Origin of the sequence: Hymenobacter cellulosilyticus (assembly GCF_022919215.1) — a bacterium.
In the GTDB taxonomy this organism is placed as follows: domain Bacteria; phylum Bacteroidota; class Bacteroidia; order Cytophagales; family Hymenobacteraceae; genus Hymenobacter; species Hymenobacter cellulosilyticus.
Genome location: NZ_CP095046.1, coordinates 3,938,398 through 3,962,265, shown reverse-complemented (window position 1 = coordinate 3,962,265; position 23,868 = coordinate 3,938,398). Strand labels below are relative to the sequence as shown.

Genomic DNA, 23,868 nt, shown 5'->3' with positions numbered 1-23,868 from the left:
CCTGGTTGACTTTCTGGATTAAGTGCGAAACGGGCGGCTTAGCGTTCGGTGCCGGCCCCAGGCGCAGCCGTCGTGTCGGCGGGGGGTGTGCCAGTGGGCTGCAGCGAGCTACGCGCCGGGGTCTTGCCCTTGGGAGCCGGGGTTTTGGCCGGCGGCGTGGCAGTTCCGGTTTTGCCCGTGGGCGTTTTGGTGGTCTGCGTTTTGGCCGGTGGCGTCTTGCCGCCGCCCGTCGTGCCGCCGCTGCCCGCTTCCGTCGATAAGGCCGCCAGGCGCTGCTTGGCGCCCTCGATGACTTCGGCCACCGGGAATTTATTCTCGATGATGGAGTTCAGCGTAGCCTTGGCCTGGAAGGTTTCCCCCTGGGCCGTGTAGATGTCGGCAATTAGCAGAAAGCCCCGGCCCTGCCACAGCTCGTAGTTTGAGGAGTTGGTTTTGTAGGCCGCGTCCAGGGCCTCGGGGTATTTTTTCTGCTGGAACAGCACGTCGGCCAGCAGGTACTGGGCCTCGGCCCCGGTTTCGTCCGTAGCGGCGGCGGCCGTGGTCAGCTCTGGAATGGCCAGGTCAAAATTGGCCGTCTTGTAGCTGGCTTTGCCCAGGTACAGATTGGCCGTGTTGGTGGCATTGAGCGAGGCCCCGGCCACGCTGCGCAGCTCCTCGGCCACGCGGCGGGTACTGGGGTAGTCGGCCGTTTCAAAGTAGCTCTTCATCAGCCCGATGCCGGCGTTGGCCACTTCGCGCTTGTTCTGCGACACTTCCCGCAGGCGGGTGTAGTACTTAATGGCCTCCGGGTAGTTCTTGGCTTCAAACTCCAGGTCGGCTACCCGGCCCACGGCCCGGTTCACGAATTCGCTCTTGCCCTCGGTTACCACGGCGCGCATCCGGGCCAGGGCTTCGTTTTTTTTGCCGGTTTTCAGGTAGGAATCGGCCAGGAAGAAGCGGCCGTCGGCGGCCAGGGCGTTGTTGGGATACTGCTTCAGGTAAGATTCCAGGCGGGTAATAGCCTGGGGGTACTTCTCGGCCAGGTACAAGGATTTAGCGGCCTCAAACTCGACGCTTTCGGTGGCCTTGCTTTCCGGATTCTGCTGCTTGAACTGCGCCAGGTACTGGTCAAACTCCTCCGTTTTACCCACGGCCGACAAACTTTCCTGCATGCTGTAGATAGCGCTGCTGGCGGCCTTGGTCCGCGGATGCTGGTCGAGCACCTGCTTGAAGTCGGCAATGGCCTTGTCGTGCTGGCCCAGGTTGGCGTAAGCCACCCCGCGCTTCTGCAGGGCCTGCGGAATCAGCTGGCTGTTGGGCCGGTTGACGATCAGCTTAGTGAAGCCATCCACGGCGGGCTGGAAGTCGCCGGCTTCGAAATCGAATTGGGCCTGCTGGTACACCGCATCGTCGGCGTAGCGCGAGGAGGGCGAGGTTTTGAGCAGGGTGCTCAGGGTTTTGGTGGCTTCGTCGCGGCGGCCCATCAGTCCCAGGGTCACGCTTTTCTGGTAGTAGGCGTAGTCCTTGTCGGCCGCGTTGGCGGCAATAACCTTTTCGTAGAGCTCCAGGGCCTGGGCGTAGTTTTTCCCCACGTAGTAGGTATCAGCCACGCGCAGGGTCACGTCGTAGTAGTTCGGGTCGGTGGGCTTGGCAATCGGGTCGTTCAGATAGGCTTGAAACTGGGTGCGGGCCCGGTCGTACTGCTGGGTGTTGTAGTAGGCATAGCCCAGGCCGTAGCGGGCTTTCTGGTCGAAGTCGGTGTCGGCGGCAGCTCCGTCGCGGGCGGTGCGGGCGGCGGCGGTATAGGCCGTAATGGCCTCCGGATACTTCTGCCCCACGCTGTAGATTTCGCCTTTGAGCACCTGGGCCGCCGCCCGCAGGGCATCGTCCTGCGGGTACTTCAGCGACTTGTCGACCAGCGGCAGGGCCTGGGTGTACTGGTTGTTGTTGTAGTAAGTAGCAGCCTGCAGATAGGTCACGCGCTGGTAGGTGGCGTTGAGCTTGTTGCTGCGGTCGTCAAGGCCTTCGAGGTAGTTGATGGCCTGGGCAAAGTCGCTGGAGTTGAGGAAACTCTCGCTCAGGATGTCGTCGGCCGCGGCAGCGTTCTTGGAGCGCGGAAACCGCTTATTAAAATCCTTCAGGGCCGTAATCACCTCCTGGGTGTTGCCCAGCTCGTAGTTGATCTGGGCGTACTTGATGGTGGCGTTTTCGGTAATGGTCTTGTCGAAGGTGGTCTTGCGGGCCGCGTCAAACGAGTTGAGAGCCTGCTGCTTCTGGTTGGTCTTCAGGTAGCTCAGGCCCATGTGGTAGGCCGCGTTCTGGCCCAGGGAGTCGCGCTGGGCGGCCACGCCCTTCAGGCTGCCGATGGCGCCCTTGTAGTCGCCCATCTTGAAGTTGGAGTAGCCGATTTTGTACTGCACCTTGGGCTCGATCTTCTTGCGGCCGGCGGCGTACTTGTCGAAATACTCGGCGGCCTGCTTGTAGTCCTGCTTCTGGTAGAAGGCGTCGCCCACGAGCAGCTGAATTTCGTCGGCGCTCTGCGGGGGCGGCGTCTGGGCCAGGGCCTTGGTGCCGTAGTCAATCAAGCCGTCGAAGTTGCCTTCCTTGTAGTAGATCTGGCTCATGATGGCTGGCACCACGAGGCGGTAGGCATCATTTTGCTCGGCCACGCCCAGGTCCTGGCGGGCAGCGGCGTAGTCGCCGCCGCGGAAGGCCAGGTAGCCCGCGTAGTACGAGCTGGCGTAGCGGTACTCGTGGTTGCCCTGCTTGTTGCGGTCAAACAAGAGCTTGGCCTTGTCGAACTCCTTTTGCGAAAAGTAGCTGTAGGCCAGCTTAAACTCCGATTCGGCCCGCTGCTCAGTGCTCAGGTTGTCGGCCCCCACGCGCTGCAGGTAGTCGATGGCCCGGGCGTAGTCCTTCTTGTCGAAGTAGAGCTTACCCAGCTCGAAGAAGGCCTGGGCGGCTTTGGGGTGGGCCGGGTTATTGGCGGCAAAGGCCAGCACCTGCCCTTCGGCGTCGGGGTGAAACAGGTAGAGGCCCGAAATGGCCCGATAGTACTCCGCGTCGGTGGTCCGGTCGCGCAGCTCACCAGTGCGGCGCTGGGTCTGGTCAAGGTAGCGCTGGAAGGCCTGCTGGGCGGCGCCGAACTTGCCGCGGTCAAAGAGCTCGAGGCCTTCCTGAAAGTGTCGTTCGTCGGAGGCAAAAACCTGCGTTTGCTGGGCCGAAGCGGCCACGGGAGCCGCGGCGCTGAGGGAAGCGGCCAGCGCAATCCGGGGAAATATCTTCATTAACGGGGCGTTACGGGAAAAAGGGCGCTGCCGGCCCGGTACTGGTCAAAAGTAGCGAAAAAAGGCAATGGGTTGCGCAGTTTCGGCCTTTTAGACTCTGGTAACGCCGCAACGGGCCGGTTTGGTGTACGTAAGGCTCGGTCCTACCTTGCGGCTTTCACTTTTCTTTCTTACTAGTCCCGCACGACCGTAGCAGCAGTTGCTCTCCTTCGCCAGCGAAGCCATTCGGACAGGTAGACGATTCATTAGCGACCATGAAAATCAGCGACCATGCTTTCAGAATTATCCTCATCGTGCTTTCCAGCCTCGTGCTAGTTGTGACGATGAAAAAGTGTACCCAAGAACATAATATTGAATATGGCGGGGTATATGAAAGAGCCTATATTATAGATAGCTGGCGTGAGGGCAAAGAGGTAAACCTAAAATTTTCCTATACCCATCATGGCAAAAAACATATAGAAGAGATTAGCACTTCAAACATTAAAAATCAGGTAAAGAAGGGGGACAGCATCTACGTCAAACTTATTGACGGATTTCCCGAGCAGGGACTACTCCTTTACAAAACGAAGGAGAAAACGTTATGGCAGTGATCTATGCCATTCTCTGCTTGGCCTACTCTAGAACCAAGGATGGTGCTACCGCCGGAAGTACACGCTGAACGTGGACCCCACTCCTACCTGGCTTTCGACTTCAATGCGCCCCCGGCATTTTCCACGATTTTTTTGACCATGTAGAGGCCGATGCCGGAGCCTTCGACGTGGTCGTGCAGGCGCTGAAACATAGCAAACAGCTTGCGGCCGTCGTGGTCCAGGTTCAGGCCCAGGCCGTTGTCCTGCACCCGCAGCACGGCGTAGTCGGCCTCCACCCGGCAGCTCACCAGCACGTGGGCCGGCCGGTCGGGGCTGCGGTACTTTAGGGCGTTGCTGAGCAGGTTATAAAGTACGCTGCGCAGATTTTTCTCCGAAAAGGAAATCGTGGGGCAGGTACCCACGGCAATGCTTATGGTGGCGCCGGCCGCCTCAATCAGGGGCATCAGATCCAGGCGCACCTCGTGGGCCAGCCGGTCCAGATCCACGGTGGCGGCCGTGGCCCCGTGCTCTTTCTGCAGCTTGGTCACCTCGGTCAGGTGCTCGATGGTGCGCTTGAAGCGGTCCACCGAGTCCTGCATCATCTTCATAATCAAGGAAACCTCATCGGCCCCGACGCCCGTTTGGGCGGGCAGCTCCAGCAGCAGGGCCTGTAGCAGGCCCTCAATGTTGCTGATGGGGGCCTTCAAATCGTGGGAGGCGGTGTAGATGAAGTTGTCCAGATCCACGTTGGCCCGGGTCAGCTGCTCGTTGTTGACCTGTAGCTCCCGCTGGGCCTGGTCGATGCGCTCCAGGGCCAGCTTGTGCTCGTGAATGTCGGTAAAGGTGCCAATCCATTGCACAATATCGCCCTGCTCGTCGCGCGAGGGCAAGGCCCGGCCCAGCATCCAGCGGTACTCGCCGGCCTGGTTGCGGAAGCGGTACTCTATTTCGAAGGCTTCCCCGGTGCGCAGACACTCGGCCCAGCGGGCGTTGCTGGCCGCGGCATCGTCGGGGAAAATATACTCCTGCCACTGGTTGCCCAGCTCCACCCGGTTGCCGGGCCCGGTGAAGTCAAACCAGCGGTGGTTGAGGTAGGTCGTCACGCCGTGGGCGTCGGTGGTCCAGGCAATCTGCGGAATGCCCTCCAGCATCCGGCTGGCCTCGGCCGCCACCCGCTCGATGGCCTGGCGGGCCTGCTGCTGCCGGGTCAGCTCCTCGTTTTTGCGGGCAATCACGGCATTCTGCTCGATTACCCGGGCCTGAATCACCCGGATTTTCTCCTGGGCCGACAAGTCGGTGGTAATGACGGCCAGCACTGGGGTTTCGTGAAACGACAGCACGTTCATCGACAGCGACAGGGGCCGCAAGGAGCCGTCCTGGCTGCGCAGCGGCAGTTCGCCCTTGCCCTTGCCCTCGGCCCAGCTTTTCTGGAGCAGCGCCTGCCAGTAGCCCTGAAAATCCAGGGGAATAAAGGTGTTGAACTCGCCGCCGATAACCTCTTCCAGGGCCCGGCCCAGCCAGCCGGCCAGGCAGGCGTTGCCGTAGAGAATGGTGCCATCCTCGCTGAGCAGCATGGCCCCTTCGTTCATCTGCTCAATCAGGGTACGGTAGCCGTGGTCGGCGCCTTCCAGGGTGAAAATGCGGGGGCCCTCGGCGCCCTGAATAGCCAGGGCATCGACGGCACCGGTGCGCACGGCCTCAATCAGCTCTTCGGCTTCTTCGAGGCGGTAGCGCAGCTCCTCATTCTCGCGGGCCAGCTCGGCCGCGCTTTTTCCCGGTAGCTCACGCATCACCCGCGCCCGAGTTCTCTAACGGAGAAATAATCCCCAGCGCCTTGAGCACGCGCGGCCGGTCCGACAGGTCGCCCACGAGGCGGCGCACCAGGCCCGGGCTGCGCTTAATCAGCGTAGGAGCCCCAATGAGCTGCTCGCGCTGCGCCAGCTCAGGCTGCTGGTAGATGTCCACGATGAGCAGCTCGTAGCGGCCCTTCAGGTACTGTTCGCAGATGTCCTTGATGTTGCGCACGGCCCGGGTCGAGTTGGGCGTGGCCCCCGTAATGTAGAGGTGAAGCACATATTCGGCGCCGGCCGGTTCCGACCGTTCTTCTGCTTCCATCTAGTGCTGGCTTTTGCTGCCCAGGGGCGGATATCCAGTCCCACCAGCACGCGTTCCTCGTTCGACAAGTCGCCGATAATCTTGCGGATAGGCTCGGGCACCTTGCGCACCAGCGTCGGGATGGCCAGAATCTGGTCGCCCTCGGCTAGCTGCGGGTCCTTGAGCAGGTCGATTACTTCAATGGCGTAGCGGCCTTTCAAATACTGCTCACAGTATTTTTTCAGGTTGGCCAGGGCCAGTATCGATTTGGGAGTTTGACCGGCCACGTACAGGCGCAGCTCCCAGTATTCCTCGTCCATGGCAGATGCCGGATTGGCGGTGGTGGTATCCATCATGGCCTTATGACTGTTGGGGTTGAGAACCCTCCTGGAAGGGGATAGTCTCCGAGAACTGGGCCTTGCCGTGGGCCAGGGCCTGCTGCCGGGCCAATTCCTCACTGTTGATCTGGCGCAGCTCCTCCTCTACCGACTCAAACTCGGTGCGCAGGTTGCCAATGGTGGCCTCGAGCACGCGGCGGCGGCGCTCCAATTCGCGGTCCTTGCGCTCGGCCTCCTGCTGGGCAGCCATCAGCTGGGCCTGCTCCTGCAGCTGCTGGGTCAGGCGGCCGGCCCCGGTCACGATGCCCGAGGGGCCGATGACCACGTCGAGCAGTTGAATGCCTTTGCCCGTTACCAGAAACTCGCGCACCTTGTTGGAGTGGCTCATCCCGCGCGACTTCAGGATGCTGATGCCCCGGTTTCTTTCGCCCACGCCTTCCAGGTCGCGCACGCTGATCCAGGTGTCGACCAGGGATGAAACGCCTTCCTCGGTCATTTCCTGCTGGATGTTGCGGCCGCTGACCAGAGACGTAAACAGGGCCGTAATGTTGTTGACTTTCAAAAAGTCAATCAGGCGAATGAGCATGCTTTTCACCTCACTCAGGTTGCCGACCGATATCAGGTTGCTGATCGGGTCGATAACGACCGCCGTGGGCTTGAAGTCCTTGATAACCTTGTGAATGCTCACCAAATGCCGCTCCAGGCCGTTGAGCGTGGGCCGGGTGGCCTCAATCCGGAGCCGGCCATTGGCCACGTACGGCGCCAGATTAATGCTGACGGACTGCATGTTGCGCACCAGCTGCTGGGGCGACTCCTCGAAGGCCAGAAACAGGCAGCGGCCCTCGTTGCGGCAAATTTCGGCGGCAAACGTGGCGGCCAGAGTAGTTTTGGCCGTGCCGGCCGTGCCCGTAATCAGCACGCTGCTGCCCTGGTAGAAGCCGCGGCGGCCGAACATCTCATCCAGGGCCGGAATGCCCGAAGACACAATGTGGTCCGATACTTCGTGGTTGAGCTGCAGGGAGGTAACGGGCAATACCGAAATGCCTTCCTCGGTAATCAGGTAGGGGTATTCGTTGGTGCCGTGGGTGCTGCCGCGGTACTTCACAATGCGCAGGCGGCGGGTGGTAATCTGGTCAATGACGCGGTTGTCGAGCAGAATCACGCAGTCCGACACGTACTCCTCCAACCCCTGGCGGGTGAGCGTGCCCTCGCCCCGCTCGGCAGTAATGATAGTCGTTACGCCCTTATCCTTAAGCCAGCGAAACAGGCGGCGGATTTCGGAGCGCAGCACGCCCTGGTTGGGAAAGCCCGAAAACAGAGCCTCAATGGTGTCGAGCACCACGCGCTTGGCCCCGATGGAGTCGATGGCGTGGCCCAGGCGGATAAAGAGGCCTTCCAGATCGTACTCGCCGGTTTCCTCAATTTCGGATCGGTCGACGTGCACCTGGTCGAGGCGCAGCTTTTTCTCGGCCTGCAGCCGGGGCAAATCGAAGCCCAGGGAGGTAACGTTGGCGGCCAGCTCGGCCGCCGATTCTTCAAAGGTCATCAGCACCCCGGGCTCGTTGTAGTCCTGAATGCCGCGCACCAGGAACTCAATGCCCATCAGGGTTTTGCCGCAGCCGGCACTACCACAAATAAGCGTGGGGCGCCCCAGGGGCAGGCCTCCCTCCGTTATTTCATCCAGGCCGTCGATACCCGAAGGGGCTTTGGGCAGCTTGGGCAATTCAGAGGCCTGGGAGGAAGGAGAAGTGAGATTATCTAACATGCATGGAGTATTTCAGCATAAGAAATGCTTGGCCCAAGGTACGGCTTTCTGCCGTCTGAGTGGGTTCGGAGTAGCCCGAAAACCCTACCGATGAGCTTTACAGGCCGTTTATGGCGCCTCGTATTAAGCTCAACGTATAAAATCAATTTAAGATAACCTATAGCCTGCCAACTCCTTACCCCACCCGGCCTGCATCATTAGGCAACTTAGCCGCCCGTCACGGCGCTCAGCGGCACGGGGTGTAAAATCAGAAACACCAGCTCCCGCAGAATCTCCCCGTCGCTCATCGAGCCGCTTTCCACGCCCTTGCTCTGCAAATCGGCCCGGCGCAGCAGGTGGATAATGTCGCGGGTGCGGCCGAAGTCGTACACGCGCAGGGCCTGGCTGTATTCTTTCTGGGCGAAGCTGTTCATGATGCCCAGCTTCTTAAAGTCGGCGTCACTGGGGTTGCCGCGCTGGTGCAGCACCAGCAGCTTGGTAAAGAAGCCGAAGAGCAGGGTCAGGTTCGGAATCAGCGGGTTGGCCTTGGGGTTGGCCTCGAAGTAGCCCAGGATGCGGTTGGCCTTAAGCACGTCGCGCTGCACCAGGGCCTTCTGCAGCTCAAAGATGTTGTAGTCCTTGCTGATGCCCACCATGCGCTGCACCAGCTCCTCGTCGATGCCCTGGTTGGGCTTCACGTTGAGTAGCAGCTTGTCGATTTCGTTGGTCAGCCGGCCCAGCTCGGTGCCGATGTACTCGGCCAGCATAGCCGTGGCCTGCCCGGTTATCTGCTGCTTTTTGCCGCGCACGTAGCTCGTAATCCAGGCCGGCACCTGGTTGTCGTAGATTTTCTTGCTGGTCATTACCACCGCCTTTTCGGAAAGCAGCTTGCCCAGCTTCTTACGAGCATCCAGGGTTTTGTGCTTGTAGCAAAACACGAGCACGGTAGTGCTGAGCGGGTTTTTCAGGTAGGCTTCCAGAAACGGAAACGTCTTGTCCGATTCCAGATCGGCCACGGCCTGGGCTTCCTTCACAATCACAACCGAGCGTTCGGCCATCATCGGAAAGCGCCGGGCCTGGCCCAGAATGGTGGCCACGTCGGTATCCTTGCCGTAGAGCACCACCTGGTTGAAGCCCCGGTCGTGCTCGGGCAGCACGTATTTTTCCAGGATATCGGCAATATGGTCCACGTAGTAGGGCTCCTCCCCTTGCAGGAAGTACACGGGCGCGTATTGCCGCTGGCGCAGCTGCTGCAGAATTTCGTCGGCCGAAAGGTTGGGCACAGGCGGGGAGATAGTGAAATGGTGAAAGGGTGAGTTGCCGGGGAGGTGGCCACTCTTTTTCTGCGCGCAAATGTACCACCGTACTTTTACCTTTGCAGCCTTACGTATGGTGAGCCGGGCTGCTGCCTGACCCTATTGGCCCGAAAAACTCACCAATTCACCATTTCACTATTTCACCCTTGGACTTACTTGAAGAGCTCCGCTGGCGCGGGATGTTTCACGACATGATGCCCGGCACCGATGAGCATTTGCGCCAGAACGCGCCCATCACCGGTTACATCGGCTTCGACCCCACGGCCTCGTCTTTGCACATCGGCAACCTGGCTACCATCATGCTGCTGGTACACCTGCAGCGCGCCGGCCACCGCCCCCTGGCCCTGGTAGGCGGCGCCACTGGCATGATTGGCGACCCTAGCGGCAAGTCGGCCGAGCGCAACCTGCTCGACGAAGAGGCCCTGCGCCGCAATCAGGCCGGAATTCAGGCCCAACTGGAGAAGTTCCTGGTATTCGACGACTCGCCCACCGGCGCCAAAGTGGTCAACAACTACGACTGGTTTAAGGACTTCGGCTTCCTGGGCTTCCTGCGCGAAGTGGGCAAGCACCTGACGGTAAACTACATGATGGCTAAGGACTCGGTGAAGCGCCGCATCAGCGGCAACGAGGACTCCGGCGCCGAGGGCCTGAGCTACACCGAGTTCAGCTACCAGCTGCTGCAGGGCTACGACTTCTTCCACCTCTACAAAGAGCTGGGTACGACCCTGCAAATGGGCGCCAGTGACCAGTGGGGCAACATTACCACCGGCACCGAGCTGATCCGGCGCATGAGCGGCGGCGAGGGCAAAGCCTACGCCCTAACCGGCCAGCTCATTACCAAGGCCGACGGCACCAAGTACGGCAAGAGCGAAACTGGCACCGTGTGGCTCGATCCGACGATGACCTCGCCTTACCAGTTCTACCAGTTCTTCCTGCGGGCTGAAGACGTAGATGCCCCCGCCTGATTCGGGTGTTTACGCTGCTGACGGAAGAAGAAATTAAGGCCATTGAGGCCGAGCACGCCCAAAACCCCGGCCTGAAAACCCTGCAGAAGGCTTTGGCCAAGGACGTAACCATCCGGGTGCACTCGGAGGCGGCCTACGAAGCGGCTGTAGCCGCCTCCGAAGTATTGTTCGGCAAGGGCGGGGACCTCTCGACCCTGAGCGAGCAAACCCTGCGTGATGCCTTTGCCGGCTTGCCCCATCTACAGGTTCCCCGCACGGCCACTGCCGACCTGAACGTAGCCGTGCTGCTCAGCGACGCTACCGATAAGCAGATTCTGTCCTCGCGGGGCGAAGTCCGCAAGCTGGTGCAGTCCAATGGCCTAAGCGTGAACGGCACCAAGTTGACCTCACCCGAAACACTGGTGGCCGACTTAGCTTTGCTGCACGAGAAATACCTGGTGGTAAAAAAAGGTAAGAAGGAATACTTCCTCGTGGAATTGGTATAACCCGTTCCCTCCGGTTCAGCCCTTAAGCAAAAAGGCCCCGCCAGCATGGCGGGGCCTTTTTGTTGACTCATCAACCAGCAACAAGAGCTGGCAAACTGGTCAAACGCAGAACTACTTCTTCTTGGCAGGAGCAGCTTTCTTAGCGGCGGCCGGAGCAGCAGCTTTCTTGGCGGGAGCAGCCTTGGCAGCACCAGCAGCAGCACCAGCGTCACCAGCGGCGCTGTTCTTGGCGTTCTGCACTTCCGTGCGGATGGTCTGGGCCAGGTTCTTCAGCTCCTGCATACCCTTGCGCACCCGGGTACCGGCGGCCGAGTTCTGCTTGTCGTAGAACTTCTCGAAGTCCGATTCCAGGGAGAGTACGAGGTCTTTCAGTTGGCTATAATTGCTCATGGGAAAAAGGTTGATTGGTGTGGGTTTGATGTTATTGAACGGCCCTAATATACTGGGATTTCAAATACAAGCAATAGTTGTAATTTTTTTTCAAAATGGCCCTAGCAGCTAATGAAGCTAGGTTTTGTCGAAATCAAACCCCGTTTCCAGAATATAATACTTATTGAATATCATAGGAATAATGCAAAAAACAAGGGGCGCTTTCCCGTAGAAAAGCGCCCCTTGTCAGGCAGTTTTGAAAACTGGCCTAGCTGGCCGGAACGGCCTCTGTTTTGGAATAAAGGCCCTTATCGAGCTTCTCGGCCACTACTTCGAATGCCTTGATGGTCATATCCACGTCGCTCAGGGAGTGAGCCGCCGTGGGAATCAGGCGAAGCATGATTACGCCCTTCGGAACCACCGGATAGACCACGATTGAGCAGAAAATACCGTGATTCTCACGCAGATCGAAGGTTATTTGCGTGGCATCGGGAATTTGGCCGTTCAGGAATACCGGCGTTACGGGCGAGGTGGTGGTGCCGATATTGAAGCCTTTTTCGCGCAAGCCGCTCTGCAGGGCCCGTACTACGGTCCACAGGTTGTCTTTCAGCTCGGGCCGGGTGCGCAGCAGCTCCAGACGCTTAATGGCGCCCACTACGAGCGGCATAGGCAGGGATTTGGCGAAAATCTGGCTGCGCATGTTGTAGCGCAAATATTCAATTACGCTTTCCGGCCCGGCCACGAAGGCACCGATGCTGGCCATGCTCTTGGCGAAGGTCGAAAAATAAAGGTCAATACCGTCCTGTACGCCCTGTTCTTCGCCCGTTCCGGCGCCCGTAGCGCCCATGGTGCCGAAGCCGTGGGCATCATCGACGAACAAACGGAACTCGTATTTCTCCTTCATGGCCACCACGCCGCGCAGGTTGCCCTGGTTGCCCGACATGCCGAATACGCCCTCAGTGATGACCAGAATACCACCGCCGGTTTCGTCGGTGATGCGCTTGGCGCGCTCCAACTGTTTCTCCAGGCTCTCCATGTCGTTGTGCACGTACACGAAGCGCTTGCCCGCGTGCAGGCGCACCCCGTCAATGATGCAGGCGTGCGACTCGGCATCATACACAATCACGTCGTGGCGGCCCACCATGGCGTCGATAATGGACACCACGCCCTGGTAGCCGAAGTTTAGCAGCATGCAGTCGGGCTTCTGCACGAAGTCGGCCAGCTCACTTTCCAGCTGCTCATGCAGGTTGGAGTTGCCCGACATCATGCGCGCGCCCATGGGCAGAGCCATGCCGTACTGGGCAGCGGCATCAGCGTCGGCCTTGCGTACTTCGGGGTGGTTGGCCAGGCCCAGATAATTATTCAGACTCCAGGTAAGAACCTCTTTGCCGCGAAAAATCATACGGGGCTCGATTTCGCCTTCCAGCTTGGGGAAGGTAAAATAGCCGTGGGCGTAGTGCGAATGGCTGCCCAGTGGGCCGCGGTTCGCGGCAATCTTTTCGAAAAGATCCACGAGGGAAAGGGTTAAATGTGAAAAGGAAACAGATGGGTGGCTGGGGGTTCAACCATCCGATAAAGTACAAAGTTATGGCAATCTGCAAAAGTAGCCCCTGCGCGCGAGGCTTCCAACTCCACGAAAAATAGCCTGCCCGTTTTACGGACTAGGCAGAATGGCGTTTCTTTGGGCAGGAATTGATTTTGACGCTCTTTCCCAGAACATCACCAACAGAACGTCATTTCGAGCTTCGCGAGGAATCTCGCGTGCAGTGGTAATAATACAGCATTACCAACGACCGCACGCGAAATACCTCTTCTCTGCCTGAAGCGCAGAATGTTCGACATGACGTTCTTCTACTTCTTCACTACGCCTTTCTCTCCACTCCCACCGCATGAAAGAAATCAAGAAGCTGCTAGTCGCCAACCGCGGCGAAATTGCCCTGCGCGTACTGCGCTCCGCCAAGGAAATGGGTTTGCAGACCGTGGCCATCTACAGTGAGGCCGACCGCAATGCCCTGCACGTGCGCTACGCCGACGAGGCCGTGTGCGTGGGCGGGCCGCAGTCGTCGGAAAGCTACCTGCGCGGCGACGTTATTCTGGATGTGTGCCGCCGCTTGGGCGTCGACGCCATTCACCCCGGCTACGGCTTCTTGTCGGAAAACGCGGAGTTTGCCCGCATGGTCACCGAGGCCGGGCTGATTTTCGTGGGCCCCTCGCCCGAGGCCATGAACATCATGGGCGACAAGCTCTCGGCCAAGCAGGCCGTCAAAGCCTACGACATTCCGCTGGTGCCCGGCACCGACGAGGCCATCAGCGACGTGGAAGAAGCCAAGCGCATTGCCTCCGAAGTGGGCTTCCCCATTCTGATTAAGGCTTCGGCCGGCGGCGGCGGCAAGGGCATGCGCATCGTGAATAACTCCGAGGAGTTTGAGGAGCAGATGCAGCTGGCTATTAATGAGGCCACCTCGGCCTTTGGCGACGGCTCGGTGTTCATTGAGAAGTTCGTGACCGGCCCGCGCCACATTGAAATCCAGGTCCTGGGCGACGAGCACGGCAACATCGTGCACCTCTTTGAGCGCGAGTGCTCCATTCAGCGCCGCCACCAGAAAGTCATTGAAGAGGCACCTTCCTCGGTGCTCACGCCCGAGCTGCGGGCCGAAATGGGCCGCTGCGCCGTCGATGTGGCCCGGGCCTGCAACTACACCGGGGCCGGCACCGTGGAGTTTCTGCTGGATGATAAGCGCAACTTCTACTTCCTGGAGATGAACACCCGCCTGCAGGTAGAACACCCCGTTACCGAGCAGATAACCGGCCTTGATTTGGTGAAAGAGCAGATCCGCGTGGCCCAGGGCCTGCCCCTGCCCTTCACCCAGGAGGATCTGACCATTACCGGCCACGCCCTGGAGCTGCGCGTGTACGCGGAAGACCCGCAAAACAACTTCCTGCCCGACATCGGGACGCTCACAACCTACGTGCGCCCCCAGGGCCCGGGCGTGCGCGTCGACGACGGCTTCGAGCAAGGCATGGACATCCCGATTTACTACGACCCGATGATTGCTAAGCTCGTCACCTTCGGTAAGGACCGCACCGAGGCCATCGAGCGGATGCTGCGCGCCATCGACGAGTACCAGATTACCGGCATCCAGACCACCTTGCCCTTTGGCAGCTACGTGCTGCGGCACCCGGCCTTCGTCAGCGGCAACTTCGACACGAACTTCGTGCGCGACCATTTCACGGCCGCCGACCTCGACGCCAAGCCCGACGAAACTACCGCCAAGCTCGCCGCCGTACTCACAGCCATGCTGATAACAGAAAAGAAAGCTCCGGCTGCGGCCAGTGATGCTCCGGCTACGGCAAGTGGCTCCGGCTGGAAGCGGAACCGGTTGGGCGTGCGGTAGGGCGCTTGTTTCCTTGTTAGATTTGAAAGCCCGGCCGATTGGTCGGGCTTTTTTCTTGGCCGTCAACCTTCTCTTTGCTTTCTCTTTTGTGTGGTATGCTTTTAGCCTTTTCGGCATTATAGCTTCTCTTGGTCTATATGCCTGTGATGCCAGTATTCATTCAGATACTATATCACAGATACAATCAACAGACCTAGTGCGGCTTAATTAGTTACCACCGCTGATAAAACCACGAAGGCTATCTTTTCTTCTAAGCAGAATACACTAAGAAGAAAGACATCAAGCCAGTAGCTACTGCTGTTGCCGCAGGGGCACTGCCTGCACCTAGAACCTTCCACTGGCGAGAGTTCAGACCAAGCTTTAACGCGCAACCAGCCCTACTGTGGAAGCTGTAGCTCCACCGTCGAAACAGAACGGTTCCAGCTTTTTTACGTTACCAGAGCCCACATACTTTTTGTATCTATACATTCCCATTCGGTACTAAGTGCTTCTATGTCCCTTTCCCCTGCTGCCGAAGACGCGCTATCCGATGAAGCTTTAGCAGCTCACCTGTTTCCCAGCGGCGGCGAAATGGGAGCCCGCATCCGGGCCCTGGATTGGTCGGCTACCCAGCTCGGGGCGATACGCACCTGGCCGCAAAGCCTGCGCTCAGCCGTCAACATTATGCTGGGCTCCCGCTTTCCCATGATGGTGCACTGGGGCCCGGAGCTGATTCACTTCTACAACGATGGGTACGCTACCATCATGCAAAGCAAGCACCCCGGCGCGCTGGGTCAGCCTGCCGAGCCCTGGTGGCGGGAGATGTGGCCGTTTCTGCTTTCCATCTTCGAGCCCGTGCTTGCGGGGCAAACCACGTTTTTCGAGAACAAGCTGGTGCTGCCCAACCGCCGGGGCTTCGTGGAGGAGGCCTACTTCACCTTCTCCCACAGCCCGATTTACGACGAGGCCGGCACGGTTGGGGGCATCTTCGTAACGACGCTGGAAACCACTACCGCGGTGCTGCAGCAGCGCCGCCTGGCGCTGCTGCAGCACCTGACGGCCCAAACGGCCCTGTCGGCTTTGCCCGCCGAAGTCGCCCAGCACATCATTGCAGCACTGGCCACCAACGCGGCCGACATTCCCTTTGCCCTGCTCTATACCCACGAGCCGAACGCCCCGCAGGCTCAACTGCGCGCCTGGTTCGGCTTGCCGGCCGGCGAGCCGGCCGCCCCGGCTACGCTGCCTACGGCTCCGGCCGGACCACCGCCCGGGGCTGGCCGCTGGCCGAGGCAATTCAATCGGGCACGCCGCTGCTGGTAGAAAGCCTGGCGGAGCGGTTTAACTCCTGGCCCATCGGCTCGTGGCCGGAGCCGCCCACACAGGCCCTGCTCCTTCCCCTACAAGTCGGCCCCAGTACGGGCACGGTGAACATCCTAATCGTGGGCCTGAGTGCGCGCCGGCCGCTGGACGAAGCCTACCTTACCTTTTTCGACCTGGTGGCCGACTACGCGGGCCGGGCGCTGGCGCGGGCCACCGCCACGCACGAGGCCCAACGCCTCAACCAGGCCCTGCGCGAGGCCAATACCTCGCTGGACTCCTTCGTACACATTGTGGCGCACGACTTAAAAGCGCCGGCCACGAATCTGCGGAGCCTGCTGGACGTGTACCGGGAAGAAGCACCCGGCCCCACCAAAGACCACGTCCTGACGCTGCTGGATCAGGAAATAGAGCGGCTTACCGGCACGGTGCAGGGCCTGCTGCAGGTAGTGCACGCCCAGCACGGGGCGGCAGCTCCCGCTACGGAAGTGGTGGCTTTTGCCGATGTATTCGCCACGGTGCAGGCTGAAGTAGCCGAGCTGCTGCACCAGCAACAGGGCCGGCTCACGGCCGACTTTCACGCGGCGCCCCGCACGCTCTACCCGCGCATCTACCTGGAAAGCATCGTGAAAAACCTGGTGCACAACGCCCTCAAGTACCGGGCCGTCGACCGGGCGCCGGTGATTCAGGTGCACACCCGTAGGCAGGGCACGGAAGTGGTGCTCACGGTGGCCGACAACGGGCGCGGCATCGACCTGCCCCGGGACCGGGCCCGCCTGTTTCAGCCCTTCACCCGTTTGACGGCCGAGGGTGAAGGCGCGGGACTGGGCCTGCACATGATTCAAACCATTATCCAGCAGCGCGGCGGCACGCTGGACGTTAGCAGTACGCCTAACGTCGGCACGACCTTCACCGTGACCCTGCCCGAAGCGGGCCCAGCTTAAGTTAATGCCCCACAGCCGGCCCCGGGTGGTTGTGATGTTCGAAATCAATAAGCATGGGGTGCTACCCTTTCCACTAGTGCATTATAGAAACAGCCGCCCCGATACGCTCGGGCGGCTGTTTCTGTTCAGAGCAGCAAGGTTAGCTCCCGGGCTTAGTTGAGCAGCAGCTTTTCCGTTTTCAGGGTTTGGTTGCTGAGAATGGTGGCCACGTAGAGGCCCTTGGCCAGATGACCCACGTCGAGCGTGTTGACTCCGCCCGGCAGGCGCATCTGCAGCACGGTTCTGCCCTGCAGGTCCCGAATCCATACCTCGGCCGGGGCGCCGCTGTTTTCCAGCGTGAGCTTGTCATGGGCCGGGTTGGGATACAGCTTCAGGCTGCGGGCGGGCCCGGCGGCAGCGGCGGCCAGCAAGGGTGAACAGGGCTGGCTGAACACAGTATCGAGGTAGCTCAGGCGGTTTCTGAGCCAGCCGTCGGTATACACCAGGTCCGAGCTGCTGAAGCCGAAGCCGGGCCAGGTGGTACTTTCCCGCTCGTACACGTTGTTGGCGACAAGGTAGGCGTGGTTCGCGGCAAACTTGCCCATAATGCGCTCCTGGGTTAGGGTGCCGGCGCGCAGCTCGGCCCAGCGCTTGCGCAGCGTGGCCCGGAAGCCCGTCGGCGAGCAATCCTGCAGCAGCCGGTCGTAGAGACCGTTAGAGAGGATGTCGTCGGTGGTGTTGCTGGTCTGGCCCAGCCAGTTGGTGCCAAAGACCCCATCCAGGTCCCAGGGCACGTAGTAATACGGCTCCCCGGTTTTGTACTTGGCGATGTAGATATTTTTGCCCGTGTTGTCCGTGGCCCGGGTCAGGTTCAGAAAGATGTAGTAATCGACGGCGTTGTTGAGCTCGAACCACTTGCGGTAATCCCGGTAGAAGATTTCGTCGGAGCTGTTCTTGACGAAGTCTACCAAGTTGTAGAGGTTGGTCCAGTTAATTTCCTCCTCGGGGTGCTTGTATTCAAAGCCACCCCAAGTTTCGCTGGTATTATCGAAAGGCGGCAGGCTGGTAAACGTTACGGCCCCACCCCAGTCGCTGCCCTTGTAGAGCTCTCCTTTGATGCCGTTGCTGTACTTTTTCAGCTTCAGCTGCTTGCGGTCGATCCGTTCGCTGAGGGCGTACACGCCCCGGTACTCCTCGTTGAGGAAAAGCTCGACGTAGGTTATGGCAATGCCGTTTTTGGCCTCCGGCTCGGCCGTCTTGTAATACACCTGGTGCATATCCTGCCACACCTCGTTGGCTACTTTGCTGCGCAGGCGCAGGGGCTCATTGTACATGGCCTGCAGGTTCCACTTGTTGTCGGTGCGCATCCGTAGCAGGCTTACATCCCGGCTTACGGCCCCGGTGGTATCGTCCCAGAAGCTTAGCTCGAACGACTTTTTCGGATAGGTCTGGGAATAGGCGCCCCGAATTTCCACGCCGATATTGGACTCAGTATACGTGCCGTTGGTTTCGGACAGGGAAAACTGCGCGTACACGCTGGGAGTGTCCACGATTTGCTTTTTCGTGGAGATATGCACTACCGGCAGCGTGGTAAAGTACACGGAATAGGTGGCGCCGGCCCGGCTGACCTGGTACGAGCCGGTGGTTTGGAGCTGGGTCTGGGCCTGGGCAAAGCTATACACCTCATCGAGCAGCAGATGACTAGTGGCGCTACGGCGGCCCACATTCATATCTGCTACGTTCTTATTGACGACTATCAGACTTTTGGCCTTATCAATATGATAATAGGTAGGCGCAATGGTGAGGGTATCCCCGCAGAAGCTTGCAGCGCAGGCAGGCAAAGTGCCAGGAATAACCCGGGTAAAGGTAAACGCATGGTGTGTTTGTAAACTGTTGGCAAAAGGGCAATAAGACGGAATAACGAGCAAAAAGAACCCCTGCAGGTACTAAGGCAGGGGATGCAACCTGGTTTGGGGTACGCCTGGACTGGCGGGCGAGGCACCGAGCTCTACGGCAAAAAGAAAGCAGGCCAGCACGGCGCGGGCAAGGTGAGGCCGGCAACGCGGCCCATAAGCTAAGGGAGGTACTACAAGCGAATAAATTCTACTACTAAATAGCCTGCTTGCGCAAGCCCCTGCTGACAAAGGGGCTGCGATTTACGCACAAACTGCCGACGAACCTCGTCCAGGTATCGTATTATTCAATAATTCGTATTGTTACTATACTAAATCCTACCCGCTTTTTGCATTATGGCTTGACAGTCCGGTCCAGCTTGCCGCTTATAGATGGGCAAATAGACAGTCCTGACCCAGACTACTGGCCGGAACGGTGCTTAGTATAATTTCGGGAGCCCTGGGCAATCCGCCCGGGGCCGCAGCATAGAACAGCCGCCCCGGTATGCCCGGGGCGGCTGTTGTGCTTGTCGGAATGCGCTACTCTGACTGGGCTCCGGTCCGCTTAGAGGCAGTCACACTCCTTGGAGCGGTACTCGCGCAGGGCTTCCAGTTCGCGCGCTACCTGCCGCTGCCACTGCTGCTGGGCTCCGGGAGCAGGCCGTGGTTGGTTTGCTCGTCGTAGAGGTCGTCCAGGGCCCGCCGGTCGGCCAGGAGGCAGCGGATTTCGGCTTTGAGCAAAGCCAGGTGCATTTCCGAGCGCAACAGAGCCTGGGGCTGATTGATTTTATCGACCTGGTAGCTGGCGTGCACCTTGCGGATCCGGCGCGCAATCAGCTCGGCAATGTCGAAGTGCAGCTGCTCATGGGCCAGCAGCCGGTCCGGGTTGCGGACCACGCTGGTCCAGTTGCCCACGGTCTGGCCCTGGTCAAACCACGACTTATCCTTGATAAAGCGCACCGTAACCTCGAACACCACCCGGCGCTCGGCCGTGGTGAAAGACGACACCCGAACTTCGGAAAAAGAAGACGCTACATATGGTTCCTCACTAGTTTCCTGCATGCCCACGGGAGCCGTAAAGTCCCGCTGCTTGAGGCGCACATGCTCCTGCCAGCAGATACTGTTCAGCGGGGTTTGCCCCAGCACGGGCCCCGCGGCCAAACCAAGCCAAAGTCCAAGCGCGCTTTTAACGAGGGAGCTGTGCAGCAGGTGCCCTATAGGGCCAAGAGAAACCGGAATCCGCATGGGGCTTTACAGAAAAGGGAATACATCCGCGCCAACGGGCCGCTATCCGCCCGACGGTTAGCGGCCCAACACGCGGACGGGCCCGTTTCGTTCGGCTGTCCCGCCTATTCGGATAATACTATTCCCCGGCACTAGCCCCACCGCCGCTCTGAGCGTGGCAAAGCGCCGAAGGGCTAGTGTTTTCCGGCTTCTAAAGCGGCCCGTTTACCCCTGACTGGCGAAGCGTAACCTGGCCTCCGACAAAGCCGGCCCTAAACTGTAAACCACGCGTTAAGAAGGTTGAATTTTCGGGCAGACGTTTGATCTGGATTATCCACTCCAGCAGCGCCGGTAGAACCTGGTTTTCCATGGCCAGCTTAACTGCCTTGGCCTCCTGAGCCGGCACCGAGCCGATGACCAGGTAAAACCGGTCGTACTCTACCCGGGCATTGGGCAGCCAATAATCACAATTCACGACGTTGTAGCCGACCAGCGGATCAGGTTTGGCCGGCGAAAAGACCAGGTGCACATTACAGTCGATGCCGCGGGCAAGCAGGGCATTCTGAAACACCGAGCTTTTCATGGCATACCCCGTCCCCTTGGGGCTCGGGGGCTTTTGAACAGTGAACCGCATACGGCAAGAATATAAGCCAGAAAGGTAGCTGAATCTACCCAGGACCAAACCCTGCCCTAGCTCCCGGCGTGCCCTACTCCGTGCGCAGGCTTTTGACGGGATTAGCGCGGGCCACGCTCACAGTCTGGGACACGATGGTAACCAGGGCAATCAGCACGGCGGCCAGGCCGGCCAGCGGAAACACCCACCAGGGCATAGCAATGCGGTAGGCAAAGTCCTGCAGCCAGCGGTGCATCAGATACCAGGACAGCGGCAGGGCCAGCAGGGCCGCCACGCCCACGAGCTTGAGAAAGTCGCCGGACAAGAGCACGACAATGGCTGAGGTGCTGGCTCCGAGCACCTTGCGGATGCCGATTTCCTTGACCCGCTGGGTGATGGCAAAGGCCGAGAGGCCAAACAAGCCCAGGCAGGCAATGAAAATGGCAATGCCGGCAAAAAGAGCAAACAGGGTGCTTTGGCGCTGCTCCGCCTGGTAAAGCCGGTTGTAGCTTTCATCCAGAAACGTATAGCCGAAGGGCTGCTCTGGCAGAAACTGCTTCCAGGTGCTTTCCAGGTGGGACAGCGCGGCGGGAACGTTGGCCCCGGCAATCTTCACCGTGAGCAGGTTGTAGGAAGACCGCGACGTGACTGTGCTCAGAAACATGACCAGGGGTACGATGGGCTGGTGCAGGGACTCGAAGTGGAAATCCTCGACCACACCCACTACCCGGCCCATCACCCCGCCGTAGCGAAAGGCCTGCCCTACGGCCGCAGCCGGCGAGGACCAGCCGACCATGCGCACGGCGCTGGCGTTGAGAATAAAGCCGGTGGTATCGGTTGGGAAGGCGGGTGAAAAGTTGCGCCCCGCTGCCAGCTTGATGCCGTACGTAGGCAAAAACTGGTCGTCGATGCTCACAAACTTGATGCTGGCCGCGGTGGGCCGCAGCGAGTCGCCGATGACGGCGGCCGCGTCGCTGGCGTCGAGCAGGCGGCCGGTGGGAATACGCGAGGAGCGGCCTGCGTTCAGCACGCTGGGCTGCTGTTGCAGAGCCTGGCGGAAGGCCTCGTACTGGGGCGTCAGCGCGGGCGGATAGGTCATGGTCAGTAGTTGCTCGCGGTTGTAGCCCAGGGGCGTCTGCTGCAGATAGCGCACCTGCAGCATCACGATGGCCGTGCCTACTAGCAGCCCGATGGATACCACGAACTGCACCACCACCAGGGCCCGGCGAAAGGTAAGCCCGCCGCTGTTTTTCAGAAAGCCCTTCAGGATTTGCTGGGGCTGAAACGAGGACATGTACAGGGCCGGATACAACCCCGACAGCACGCCCACTACCAGTGGCAAGGCCAGCAGGGCGGCCAGCACCGGGCCGCGCAGCAGCAGCTCCGGGTGGAGCGCGGTGCCCGCCAGCCGGCTTAGCCAGGGCAAGGCCAGCAGGGCGCAGCCCACGGCCAGCACCGTGGCCAGGACCGTTATCAGCACCGACTCGCCCAGAAACTGCAGAATAATCTCGGAGCGCCGGGCCCCGATGACCTTGCGCACACCCACTTCCTTGGCCCGCAGCGCAGCCCGGGCCGTGGACAGGTTCATGTAGTTGATGCAGGCAATGAGCAGCACGAACAGGGCAATGATGCTGAAGATGTAGACCCGGGTAATGTCGCCGTTGGCTTCGAGCTCGTCGGCGCGGTGGGATGTCAGGTGCACGTCGGTCAGGCGCTGCAGCTGCAGGCTGGTCATCTTGGAAGGCTGCACGAAGTCGGTGGCCCGCTTGGGCTGGGGCATATGCCGGTCGAGAAAGGCCGGAAACTGAGCTTCGAGCTGAGCCGCGTCGTAGCCGGCGGGCAGCTGCAGGTAGGTATGAAAGGAATTGCTGCTCCAACTCGTGCGCATGGCCTCTTCGCCGTAAAGCAAGGGGTCTTTCAGCGTAGGATACGAAATGAGCATGGCCGGGTGCAGGTGGGAATTTTCGGGCAGGCCCTGGTACACCCCGGTTACCTTGCAGAGCAGGTTGCCATCGAGCTTAACCTCCTTGTTGAGCGGGTCGGCGGTGCCAAAGTACTTGCGGGCCGTACGCTGCTCCAGCATTATCGTACGGGGCTCCTGCAAAGCCGTGCGGGCGTCGCCGCTGAGCACGCGCACCCCAAACAAATCCAGGAAGCTGCCGTCGGCAAAGGCCAGGCTGTCCTGGGTCAGGATTTTATCCTCGTAGCGGGTCACCATCGAGCCGCCGGAGAGAATGATGGCCATTTTCTCAATCTGGGGGAAGTCGGACTGGAGCAGGGGTCCAATCACCGGGGCCACCGCGCTGAGCTCCAGGGTTGTGGCCCCGCTGGGGTCGTAAAAATTGCGGGTAACGCGGTAGATGCGCGAGGCCGTAGGCGGGGTCCGGTCGTAGCTGGTTTCGTGCAGGATGTAGGCCAGAATCAGCAGGCAGCAGGTCAGGCCCATGGTCAGCCCGAAAAGGTTGATGGCCGAAATCAGCTTGTGCTTGAGCAGATTGCGCAGCGTGACGGTGATGTAATGACGGAGCATAACCGAAGGGAATAAAGGACTAGGTCAGGATGGTTTCGGTGACGGTCTGCCCGTCGAGCATGCGCACGATGCGGTGACTGTAGCGGGCGTCGTGTTCGGAGTGAGTTACCATCACGATGGTCGTGCCCTGCTCGTTGAGCTCAGAAAGCAGGTCCATCACCTCGTTGCCGTTGCTGGAATCGAGGTTGCCGGTGGGCTCGTCGGCCAGAATCAGGCGAGGCCGGTTCACCACGGCCCGGGCCACGGCCACGCGCTGCTGCTGCCCGCCCGAGAGCTGCTGGGGGTAGTGGTGGCGCCGGTGCATGATGCGCATCTTGTCGAGCACCTCCTCCACCCGCTTTTTCCGCTCGGCGGCCGGCACACCGGTATACACCAGGGGCAGCTCCACGTTTTCGTACACGGTCAGCTCGTCAATCAGGTTGAAGCTCTGAAAGACGAAGCCGATGGCGTGCTTGCGCAGCTCGGCCCGGCGCCGCTCCGTGAAGCCCACGGTTTCGGTATTGTCGAAGATGAAGCTGCCCGAATTGGGGTCGTCGAGCAGCCCCAGGATATTGAGCAGGGTGCTTTTGCCGCATCCCGAAGGCCCCATTACGGCCACAAACTCGCCCTCGCGCACCTCCAGGTTCAGGGCGTGCAGCACCACGGTTTCCACTTCTTCGGTGCGGTAGGTTTTCTCCAGGTTGGTAATCTTAATCATCGGAATCGGGGCTGGTAAGGGTGAGACGAAGAAAGGTGGAAAGTTGAAAGCGAAAAAAGGCAGAACACGCGAAGCCACCCCCGCGCCCGGCTTGGGGCCACTCACTCACCACAGCAGTGGCCCAAAGCGGGCCGGCCGCGGCTTCGACGCGT

The 23,868-nt window shown here is 60.1% G+C and carries 16 protein-coding genes and 2 pseudogenes; 5 read left to right on the top strand and 13 right to left on the bottom strand.

What is annotated here, in order from left to right; genetic code table 11:
- Window positions 1–38: 38 nt before the first annotated feature.
- Window positions 39–3,266 (bottom strand): tetratricopeptide repeat protein, encoded by a 3,228-nt coding sequence (locus MUN79_RS19490; protein ID WP_244674263.1) that lies wholly within the window; start codon window positions 3,264–3,266, stop codon window positions 39–41.
- A 254-nt stretch (window positions 3,267–3,520) separates the two neighbouring features.
- On the opposite strand from MUN79_RS19490, the gene MUN79_RS19485 reads away from it, so the two are divergent.
- The gene (locus MUN79_RS19485; protein WP_244674262.1) at window positions 3,521–3,856 is read left to right on the top strand and encodes a hypothetical protein; all 336 of its coding nucleotides are present in this window, start codon (window positions 3,521–3,523) and stop codon (window positions 3,854–3,856) included.
- A gap of 83 nt (window positions 3,857–3,939) precedes the next feature.
- On the opposite strand, the gene MUN79_RS19480 is transcribed toward MUN79_RS19485, so the two are convergent.
- The 5 genes from MUN79_RS19480 to holA form a co-directional block, all read right to left on the bottom strand.
- Window positions 3,940–5,625 carry a PAS domain S-box protein gene (locus MUN79_RS19480; RefSeq protein ID WP_244674261.1) on the bottom strand — a complete coding sequence of 562 codons (1,686 nt, stop codon included), beginning with the start codon at window positions 5,623–5,625 and terminating at the stop codon, window positions 3,940–3,942.
- Window positions 5,618–5,860 (bottom strand): circadian clock KaiB family protein, encoded by a 243-nt coding sequence (locus MUN79_RS19475; RefSeq protein ID WP_244674260.1) that lies wholly within the window; start codon window positions 5,858–5,860, stop codon window positions 5,618–5,620. Before MUN79_RS19475 ends, MUN79_RS19480 begins: the two co-directional genes overlap by 8 nt.
- Window positions 5,824–6,285: a circadian clock KaiB family protein gene (locus MUN79_RS32285; protein ID WP_244674259.1), complete on the bottom strand. Its 462-nt coding sequence runs from the start codon at window positions 6,283–6,285 to the stop codon at window positions 5,824–5,826. Before MUN79_RS32285 ends, MUN79_RS19475 begins: the two co-directional genes overlap by 37 nt.
- A 4-nt stretch (window positions 6,286–6,289) precedes the next feature.
- Window positions 6,290–8,032: a circadian clock protein KaiC gene (kaiC, locus tag MUN79_RS19465; RefSeq protein ID WP_244674258.1), complete on the bottom strand. Its 1,743-nt coding sequence runs from the start codon at window positions 8,030–8,032 to the stop codon at window positions 6,290–6,292.
- A 206-nt stretch (window positions 8,033–8,238) separates the two neighbouring features.
- Window positions 8,239–9,294, bottom strand: coding sequence for a DNA polymerase III subunit delta (gene holA, locus MUN79_RS19460; RefSeq protein ID WP_244674257.1), 1,056 nt, complete (start codon window positions 9,292–9,294; stop codon window positions 8,239–8,241).
- 179 nt (window positions 9,295–9,473) lie between these two features.
- Here holA and tyrS point away from each other — a divergent pair.
- Window positions 9,474–10,777 (top strand): annotated as a pseudogene (gene tyrS, locus MUN79_RS19455) (tyrosine--tRNA ligase).
- Window positions 10,778–10,996: 219 nt separating this feature from the next.
- On the opposite strand, the pseudogene MUN79_RS31255 reads toward tyrS, so the two are convergent.
- A pseudogene (locus MUN79_RS31255) lies at window positions 10,997–11,167 on the bottom strand (BF3379 family histone-like protein); the annotation flags it as partial.
- Between the two features lie 247 nt (window positions 11,168–11,414).
- A complete protein-coding gene (locus MUN79_RS19445) occupies window positions 11,415–12,659 on the bottom strand; it encodes an aminotransferase class I/II-fold pyridoxal phosphate-dependent enzyme (RefSeq protein ID WP_244674255.1) in 1,245 nt (414 codons plus the stop codon).
- Between the two features lie 376 nt (window positions 12,660–13,035).
- Between MUN79_RS19445 and accC the strand changes: the two genes are divergently transcribed.
- From accC to MUN79_RS19430, 3 genes are all read left to right on the top strand, one after another.
- Window positions 13,036–14,541, top strand: a complete 1,506-nt coding sequence (accC, locus tag MUN79_RS19440; RefSeq protein WP_244674254.1) for an acetyl-CoA carboxylase biotin carboxylase subunit — start codon at window positions 13,036–13,038, stop codon at window positions 14,539–14,541.
- Window positions 14,542–15,033: 492 nt separating this feature from the next.
- Window positions 15,034–15,840 carry a hypothetical protein gene (locus tag MUN79_RS19435; RefSeq protein WP_244674253.1) on the top strand — a complete coding sequence of 269 codons (807 nt, stop codon included), beginning with the start codon at window positions 15,034–15,036 and terminating at the stop codon, window positions 15,838–15,840.
- A gap of 104 nt (window positions 15,841–15,944) precedes the next feature.
- Complete coding sequence (locus tag MUN79_RS19430) at window positions 15,945–16,781, top strand: sensor histidine kinase (protein WP_244674252.1); 837 nt, start codon at window positions 15,945–15,947, stop codon at window positions 16,779–16,781.
- Window positions 16,782–16,933: 152 nt separating this feature from the next.
- Here the strand turns inward: MUN79_RS19430 and MUN79_RS19425 are convergent, their stop codons facing one another.
- The 5 genes from MUN79_RS19425 to MUN79_RS19405 all read right to left on the bottom strand — a co-directional run bounded on the left by MUN79_RS19425 (window position 16,934) and on the right by MUN79_RS19405 (window position 23,716).
- Window positions 16,934–18,601, bottom strand: coding sequence for a CotH kinase family protein (locus MUN79_RS19425; RefSeq protein WP_244674251.1), 1,668 nt, complete (start codon window positions 18,599–18,601; stop codon window positions 16,934–16,936).
- Window positions 18,602–19,273: 672 nt separating this feature from the next.
- Window positions 19,274–19,798, bottom strand: a complete 525-nt coding sequence (locus MUN79_RS19420) for a hypothetical protein (protein ID WP_244674250.1) — start codon at window positions 19,796–19,798, stop codon at window positions 19,274–19,276.
- A gap of 289 nt (window positions 19,799–20,087) precedes the next feature.
- Window positions 20,088–20,510: a hypothetical protein gene (locus MUN79_RS19415; protein ID WP_244674249.1), complete on the bottom strand. Its 423-nt coding sequence runs from the start codon at window positions 20,508–20,510 to the stop codon at window positions 20,088–20,090.
- 73 nt (window positions 20,511–20,583) lie between these two features.
- Window positions 20,584–23,019 carry an ABC transporter permease gene (locus MUN79_RS19410; protein ID WP_244674248.1) on the bottom strand — a complete coding sequence of 812 codons (2,436 nt, stop codon included), beginning with the start codon at window positions 23,017–23,019 and terminating at the stop codon, window positions 20,584–20,586.
- Between the two features lie 19 nt (window positions 23,020–23,038).
- A complete protein-coding gene (locus tag MUN79_RS19405; protein WP_244674247.1) occupies window positions 23,039–23,716 on the bottom strand; it encodes an ABC transporter ATP-binding protein in 678 nt (225 codons plus the stop codon).
- Window positions 23,717–23,868 lie beyond the last annotated feature (152 nt).

Excerpts from the sequence above, each read along its gene's own strand:
- MUN79_RS19490 (WP_244674263.1), bottom strand. The coding sequence starts at position 3,266 with ATGAAGATATTTCCCCGGATTGCGCTGGCCGCTTCCCTCAGCGCCGCG.
- MUN79_RS19485 (WP_244674262.1), top strand. The coding sequence starts at position 3,521 with ATGAAAATCAGCGACCATGCTTTCAGAATTATCCTCATCGTGCTTTCC.
- MUN79_RS19480 (WP_244674261.1), bottom strand. The coding sequence starts at position 5,625 with ATGCGTGAGCTACCGGGAAAAAGCGCGGCCGAGCTGGCCCGCGAGAAT.
- MUN79_RS32285 (WP_244674259.1), bottom strand. The coding sequence starts at position 6,285 with ATGATGGATACCACCACCGCCAATCCGGCATCTGCCATGGACGAGGAA.
- kaiC (WP_244674258.1), bottom strand. The coding sequence starts at position 8,032 with ATGTTAGATAATCTCACTTCTCCTTCCTCCCAGGCCTCTGAATTGCCC.
- accC (WP_244674254.1), top strand. The coding sequence starts at position 13,036 with ATGAAAGAAATCAAGAAGCTGCTAGTCGCCAACCGCGGCGAAATTGCC.
- MUN79_RS19435 (WP_244674253.1), top strand. The coding sequence starts at position 15,034 with ATGTCCCTTTCCCCTGCTGCCGAAGACGCGCTATCCGATGAAGCTTTA.
- MUN79_RS19415 (WP_244674249.1), bottom strand. The coding sequence starts at position 20,510 with ATGCGGTTCACTGTTCAAAAGCCCCCGAGCCCCAAGGGGACGGGGTAT.
- MUN79_RS19410 (WP_244674248.1), bottom strand. The coding sequence starts at position 23,019 with ATGCTCCGTCATTACATCACCGTCACGCTGCGCAATCTGCTCAAGCAC.
- MUN79_RS19405 (WP_244674247.1), bottom strand. The coding sequence starts at position 23,716 with ATGATTAAGATTACCAACCTGGAGAAAACCTACCGCACCGAAGAAGTG.